At 61.2% G+C, this 6,594-nt stretch carries 8 protein-coding genes; 4 read left to right on the top strand and 4 right to left on the bottom strand.

Annotation, left to right across the window (positions count from 1 at the left end):
* From NKH04_RS32740 to NKH04_RS32730, 3 genes are all read left to right on the top strand, one after another.
* The coding region (locus NKH04_RS32740) for a transposase domain-containing protein (RefSeq protein ID WP_353045578.1) at window positions 1-164 on the top strand (164 nt) is incomplete at its 5' end.
* A 749-nt stretch (window positions 165-913) separates the two neighbouring features.
* Window positions 914-2,998 carry a prolyl oligopeptidase family serine peptidase gene (locus NKH04_RS32735; RefSeq protein WP_353045576.1) on the top strand — a complete coding sequence of 695 codons (2,085 nt, stop codon included), beginning with the start codon at window positions 914-916 and terminating at the stop codon, window positions 2,996-2,998.
* 183 nt (window positions 2,999-3,181) lie between these two features.
* Window positions 3,182-3,898, top strand: coding sequence for an OmpW/AlkL family protein (locus NKH04_RS32730; protein WP_353045577.1), 717 nt, complete (start codon window positions 3,182-3,184; stop codon window positions 3,896-3,898).
* Window positions 3,899-4,772: 874 nt separating this feature from the next.
* On the opposite strand, the gene NKH04_RS32725 is transcribed toward NKH04_RS32730, so the two are convergent.
* Window positions 4,773-5,006: a helix-turn-helix domain-containing protein gene (locus NKH04_RS32725; protein ID WP_353045575.1), complete on the bottom strand. Its 234-nt coding sequence runs from the start codon at window positions 5,004-5,006 to the stop codon at window positions 4,773-4,775.
* Window positions 5,007-5,122: 116 nt separating this feature from the next.
* Here NKH04_RS32725 and NKH04_RS32720 point away from each other — a divergent pair, with 116 nt between their 5' ends.
* Window positions 5,123-5,404 (top strand): DNA -binding domain-containing protein, encoded by a 282-nt coding sequence (locus tag NKH04_RS32720; RefSeq protein WP_353045574.1) that lies wholly within the window; start codon window positions 5,123-5,125, stop codon window positions 5,402-5,404.
* A 24-nt stretch (window positions 5,405-5,428) separates the two neighbouring features.
* Here NKH04_RS32720 and NKH04_RS32715 read toward each other — a convergent pair whose 3' ends face one another.
* The 3 genes from NKH04_RS32715 to NKH04_RS32705 all read right to left on the bottom strand — a co-directional run.
* Window positions 5,429-5,902, bottom strand: coding sequence for a DUF2285 domain-containing protein (locus tag NKH04_RS32715; protein ID WP_353045573.1), 474 nt, complete (start codon window positions 5,900-5,902; stop codon window positions 5,429-5,431).
* A gap of 94 nt (window positions 5,903-5,996) precedes the next feature.
* Window positions 5,997-6,149 (bottom strand): transcriptional regulator domain-containing protein, encoded by a 153-nt coding sequence (locus NKH04_RS32710; RefSeq protein WP_353045572.1) that lies wholly within the window; start codon window positions 6,147-6,149, stop codon window positions 5,997-5,999.
* A gap of 92 nt (window positions 6,150-6,241) precedes the next feature.
* Window positions 6,242-6,594, bottom strand: a 353-nt coding sequence (locus NKH04_RS32705) for a transposase (RefSeq protein ID WP_352976020.1), incomplete at its 5' end; no start/stop codon positions are given.

Raw genomic sequence — 6,594 nt, 5'->3', positions numbered from 1 at the left:
GGGCCAGCGCCGTCATCTACAGCCTGATGTTGACCTGCCGCGCCTGTGGCGTCGAGCCGTTAGCGTGGCTGCGCCACGTCCTCACCGAGCTGCCTCAACGCGCTGTCGATACTGATATCGACGACCTGCTGCCCTTCAACTTCGCCAAAACCGCCGCAGCCTGATCCGCCCGGACGCGTCCATCTGAAAGCGACCGTCGTTGAAAGGCGGCGTCGACGTGCGGGGAAATGAGCGCTTTCGATGGGCGCATGCCCATACCTAAGCACATCAATGATTGGGCGATATGGGACCTTCACCAACTGGATTGTCGAATCTCTGGAAAGATAGCCGGAAGACAATTGCGTTATGGCCACTCTGCCGTGCGCCATTCGGTCCCTGCGACTTGATCCAGGCAAAGGGCTGAGGCCGTAAAGCGAGTCTTTTGCGCGCCCACGGGTGGGCCAGGATAGAGGCAACGTAAACGCAGTTATTCGATGATCGCGCCGCGGTGTCCTCAGGCTGTGCCGCGCCCGACCCCGGCGACGAAGTGGTCGTCGATCGCCGCGTCGCCGATGTCGACCCGAAGTTCGGCCAGTTTCGCGGTGAGCTTCACTGCATCCGCAGTGCCCACCGATCTGGCACGGGAGGTTCTATCAGGCGGTCACGGCTGCACTCGTTGTCGGATGTTCGACGATGTCGGACATGAGACACAGCGTCATCAGGATGATCGCATTGCTTGGAAACGATTTTCTTATTTGGCACGACTCCTGCGGGGCTGTCCGCAAAACGCGCTGCGGCACGGACAGAGGAGAAATCATCGCATGATCATGCCCGCCGAACATGCGGTCGCAGCCGCGAAAGCGGAGCTTTCCCGGGCCGACGGAAGACTTTGCGCCTGTTTTCCAGGCGACTTCACTCTTCGGGTTAGCCGGACATGACCGCATTCGATTTCCGTCCAACGCTGAATGCACCCGACGATGACCCCCATCTCTGGCTTGAAGATGTAGAAGGCGAACGGGCACTTGCGTGGACCGCCAGCCAGTCGGCAAAGACCCTGAAGAACTTCGCGGGAACGCAGTTTGAGCGCGACCGGGCGGCGCTTACAGCGATTTTCGACCGTCCCGACAGGATTCCCCGTATCACGCGCCGCGGTCAGTACCTCTACAATTTCTGGCAAGATGCCGGAAATCCGCGCGGGCTGTGGCGCCGGACCACCCTTGCCGCCTACATGAAGACTGATCCCCAGTGGGAGCTGCTGATCGATCTGGACGCCCTCGCCGCTAGCGACGGAGAAGATTGGGTCTGGGGCAGCGCATCGATCGAGCCGGAGAGACGGGAAAGAGCCATTCTGCGCCTGTCGCGCTGCGGCAGCGACGCGGTCGTGCATCGCGAATTCGACCTGAGCTCCCTGAGCTTTGTCGCCGACGGGTTCAATCTCCCCGAGGCCAAGGGCAACATTGATTGGCTCGACCCCAACACGCTTCTGCTTTCCAGTGCGCTTGGTCATGGCATGGCCACCCGCTCCGGTTACGCGCGCACCGTGCGACTGTGGAACCGTGGCGCGGATCCCCTCACCGCGCCGGTAATCTTCGAGACGGGTTCCGAAACCCTCGTTGTGTGTGGCCATCTGGACCGTACCGCCAAGAGCGAGCGCCTGTGGTTCGTCGAGCAGCTGGCTTGGCTCGACAAAATAGTCCGCATTGGCGATAGAAGCGGGCCGAAGATTGAGATCGGCCTTCCCAAGGACGCCAGATGGAACACCTTCGGCGATTGGCTGGCGGTAAAGCCGCGTAAAGCATGGACGGTTGCCGGGACGACCTATTGCGCCGACGCGCTGATCGGCATCTCGCTTTCCTCTTTCCTGGCTGGCGAGCGCCGTTTTAGCACTCTGTTCGAACCAGCCGAGAGGCGGGTCCTGCAGTCCTTCTTCTGGAATAACGGGAAGCTCATTGTCGCCTACCTGGCGAACCTCGTTCCTAGATTCGAGATATTCACCCCGGGCCCGCAGGAATGGACGCGCCGAGCCCTGAACACGTTTCCCGCCGAACGGACTGTTGATCTCTGGTCACTCGATGCGGCAGATCACGAGACCAATGGAGAGATCCTGGTCTGGGCTCAGGATCCGATCACGCCGCCGCAGCTTTTCCTATTGGATCTCGACGCCGCGCCGCCTCTCAGCGTTTCAGTAATCCTGAAGCGCAGCCCGGAGAATTTCGACGCATCCGGACTGGTGGTCACGCGCCACGAGGCGGTCTCGATCGATGGCGAGATGATTCCCTATACGCAGGTCGGTCCGGCTGACGGGAACGGGGATGCCCCGGTTCACCTCACCGCCTATGGCGGGTTCGGCATATCGCTCCTGCCCTCCTACAATTCCTCGCTCGGCAAGCTGTGGCTCGAACGCGGCGGCACGTGCGTGGTGGCGAACATCCGGGGCGGCGGCGAGTTCGGCACCCGTTGGCACGATGCCGGGCGCAGACAGGGCAAACGTCTTGCCCATGACGATTTCGCCGCCGTTGCCGCCGACCTGGTGCGAAGGGGCATTACGCTGCCGAGGCGGATTGCCGCCGAGGGCGGGTCAAATGGCGGCCTGCTGATTGCCAACATGCTGACCCGCTACCCTGAGCACTTCGGCGCGCTGTTCTGCACAGTTCCGCTTGTCGACATGCGCCGCTACACCAAGCTCCTGGCGGGCGCGAGCTGGATCGACGAATATGGCGATCCCGACAAGGCTGACGATTGGGTTTTCCTGAAGGAAATCTCCGCCTATCACGCCGCGACGCCGGGACAGCCCTATCCGCCTGTCCTGCTCGCCACCACGAAGCGCGACGACCGCGTCCACCCGGGCCACGCGCGCAAGATGGCCGCAAAGCTGCAGGCCCTTGGATATCCCGCTTACTTCTACGAGCTCAGCGCGGGCGGGCACGGCTACGGCAAGGACAATCGCGAGCGGGCCGCATTCATCAGTCTTGGCACCAACTTTCTTCGCAGCGCGATCGGTTGGCAAGCCGATGGCTGATTGGTGCGCCAAACAAGGCAATGTTTCAAAAAAAGTGAGCACAGGTCCGTGATTGCGCGAATTCGCAAATAATGACGGCACTGTCTCATGCAAGGTGAGTATGAGAATGCTTCAGTATAAACTGATAAAATGAGATTCTTAGTAGTGCAACGCACCATGTCTGAAGAAAAAGGAGAGAATATCATGGCCAGAACGCGACCGGGCGTGGTCCAGGGAATAACAGCGGCTGTCATCCTCATGGTGATGGGACACCAGGCCGCCGCGGCGGACCTTGCGCAGGCCGCGAGCGTCCCGGAAGTAGCAGTCTTGGCCTCGGACGAAGGAGACTTGGCCTCGGAATGGCCAAGCCCTTGGCAGATCCGCCTCCGTGGGTTGGGGGTCATCACCCAGGATTCGGGCTACGTTGATACGGCGCCCGGCTCCGGTCTTTCCTATTCGAACACCGTGACGCCCGAACTCGATATCTCGTATTTCTTCACCGACAACGTCGCCGCCGAGCTTATCCTCGGCACCACCTATGCCAACATCGCAGGCCAGGGCTCGATCGGCGGGCTGGGCAATATCGGCAAGGTTTGGCTGCTGCCGCCCACGCTGATATTGCAGTACCATTTTACCGATTTCGGTGCTTTCAAGCCCTATGTCGGCGCCGGCGTGAACTATACAATCTTCTATAATCAGGATGCCGGCAGCGCCGATGATCTCAAGGTTAAGAACACCTTCGGCACCGCACTGCAGGTCGGGTTCGACTACATGGTGGACGAGCACTGGGGCGTCAACTTCGACGTGAAGAAGCTTTTCCTGAAGCCAGACTTCGACGTCACCGTGGCCGGCGCCAAGCTGACGGGGAAGGCGGCGCTCGATCCCTGGCTGATAGGCGCAGGTGTCACCTACCGCTTCTGACAACGGAAGGCGAGGCGGCTTGCTATAGCTGATCTGAAATGAAGGGCGCCTTGTGCGCCCTTTTTTCGGTCGCCCCTGCACGGGAAGAAGCCGTTGTACAGAGGGCGGCCGCCTTCCTCGAGTGGACCAAGAAGCGTACCCTGGTCAACGCGGCCTCGACTAATGCCTGAAATGGAAGTGCCTAGAGACGCGCCTTAGATCAGGATGCAGCGGCCAGACTCTTTGCCGGCATCGGTCTCCCCGACGTTCTGTGTGAGATTATGCGCCTGCGCGCACGGACCTCCTCCACGGCGACAAGATGCCGTGTTCAGCCATGCTGCGAGCTGCCGGTTCTTTTCTGCTGCACCGGTGGGCTGGCGCCCCAAAGCGTCCCTCGGCAGCCCAGGGCCGCGCTTCGCCCTGCCCGCGGCACACACGGTACGGTACCGGGCTCCATCTCGGCAATGATGCGGTCTGGGACCTCCTGATAGAGCCTGGCGCCCGAGCGCTGCCCTCACCTCGGTCTCCGCTAATGGTTCGCTTCTGTCTTGCATGCAACGTCGTCCTCCGCTCGCCAATCGCTGCTTTCCCGGGAAGTGGGGGGGTGGGCGGCGGGTTGCGGCCGGAAGGGCCGCCGTCCAGGCGAACCGCATCCAGAGGACCGAAACGAACAGAAGGACCCGAAGCGAGAGCGAAGGGTTGCTGGAAGCCGCGGCGGCCGTAGAAGGGCGCGCCGCCCACCCTGAACCGCTGGGAAAGGCCCACCAGATCAGGTTGCGAGGGTCTGACGACCCGCGCCAGGGCGGGAGCCGAATGGCCGAGACGCCTGAGCTTGCCGCAGAAAAGCGGGCTGGTCCACCGGGAGCGGTGGCTCCGCGAGAGGCGCCGGCATCAGTTATGACCGCAGGCTCAACAGAATCTCGCACGGATCAGCGTCAAGCACTGCGGTTACGTCGAGAAATTCAATGATGTCGAGACGCCGCTCCCCACCTTCATACTTGGCCACGAAGGATTGCGGCCGGCCAAGCTTCTCAGCCACCTGCGCCTGAGTCATGCCTTTGGCCTTGCGCAGCGATATCAGCTGGGCCAGAAACCGCTGGTGGCGGGGAGATCGAAGTGATTTGGGCATGTAGGAGAACCGGTCAGGTAAAGACCGTCTCAGCCACTAATCCCGGTTCCGGATTATCCCATTTTGGGATATGCTGTCTTGAATCCAGCGATCAAGATGCGAGGTTCGCGGCAGACATGAATGGATCAACGGGAACAGACGGGACTCAAAGCTCGACACTGCGCGACGAGGTCCCTTGGTCGGAGAGCCTCACGAGCTATGACCGGCAGCATTTCAAGATCTATCTGAGGATTCTCGACGCCTGCGCCGACAATGCCAGCGAGGAGGAGATGGCGCATCGCATTCTCGCCATTGACCCGTCCATTGAACCGGTCCGCGCCAAAAAGGCCCTCCGCAGCCATATCGACCGTGCTAATTGGATGGTGACGACCGGCTACAAGGAACTGTTCGCCGGCTGACGCACAGCGCGGATCTCATGCTCTTCAAAGAAGGAAATTCAGATATTCGCCGTTCATTAGCGCACGGCCACGTGAGACGGCGCGCCGGATACGATCGCGCAGGTGATCTTGAGGATCCTTCCAGTCGGACCGGACGCGCGCTTGGCCGACGAGCGCTTCGGCGATTTCGCGATGTGATGCTCCGGCAAGCGCGCCATCGAGCGCGCGGAGGACGAAGTTCAATCGGGGCCCGCGTCTTTGTGGCGGAAACAAGCGCGCGGGCAGTTTTCCATAGGCACAAAGGGCATTGAGGCACTCCAGCGCTAACAGACGATGCTTCGAAAGTGCTGCCGGCCAGATCGCCTCGGTGCGGAGGTAAACAGGATGCAGGACATCCGCTCCCGAAACAGCAAGCTGGAGGCTGCGCTCCGCATCGCGAAGAAGAACCTCCTGGCTCTTGTCGGGCATCAGCAGGACTGCAGCACGACATGGCAATGCCGCCAGCTCGAACGACGACATCGTCGATGACGCAAATCGCCGTTCCGCAATGACAGGCCACACGCTTGGACACCGGCGGGGACACCAAAACACAGTCGCACTGCGCCCGTAAGATTCAGCGAAACGAAACACCCCAGCGCGACAGGTTGCCGGCCGACGCGATCACCTCGACGGTGGTTCCATGCGGCAAACTGTTGGCCTGCCGGCGCGCAGCAAGCACATCATGCTGAAATACCGGATTGCGCCGCAAAAAAGTTGTGTGCGTCAAGTTCTGCAAAAATGGCGTGGCAGTAGCTGTGACGTCGGCGTGTCCGCCGCGCAGCCCCCGTGTTTAGCGGAGCGGCGGACACACGGCGGTGCTCAGGCGGCCAATGCTCTCAGGCTCTCCTTCTTGTGCTCGCGCAGATGATCCATGTTGAGATAGCGGGTCGCCTCGAGCCAGTTCTCGTGGATCTCGACCGCCAATGCCCGAACCAGCCGCAGGCAGCTCCGCGGGTTGGGGAAGATGCGAACGACCAGAGTGCGCCGCTTGATCTCCTGGTTCAGCCGCTCCAGCATGTTCGTCGACTTCATGTGCTTGTGGTGGGCAAGCGGCAGCCGATAGAAGCTCAGCGTCTCCTCGATGTTGTCTTCCACCCAGTTGACCAGCTTCGGGTATTTGGCCTGCCATTTGGCGATCCACTGCGCCAGGTCGCGTTTGACCTCGGCAAGGT

The organism is Mesorhizobium sp. M1365 (assembly GCF_040317865.1).
Lineage (GTDB): Bacteria > Pseudomonadota > Alphaproteobacteria > Rhizobiales > Rhizobiaceae > Mesorhizobium.
The sequence above is the reverse complement of the archived record's forward strand: the minus strand, read 5'-3'. Positions and strand labels throughout refer to the sequence as shown.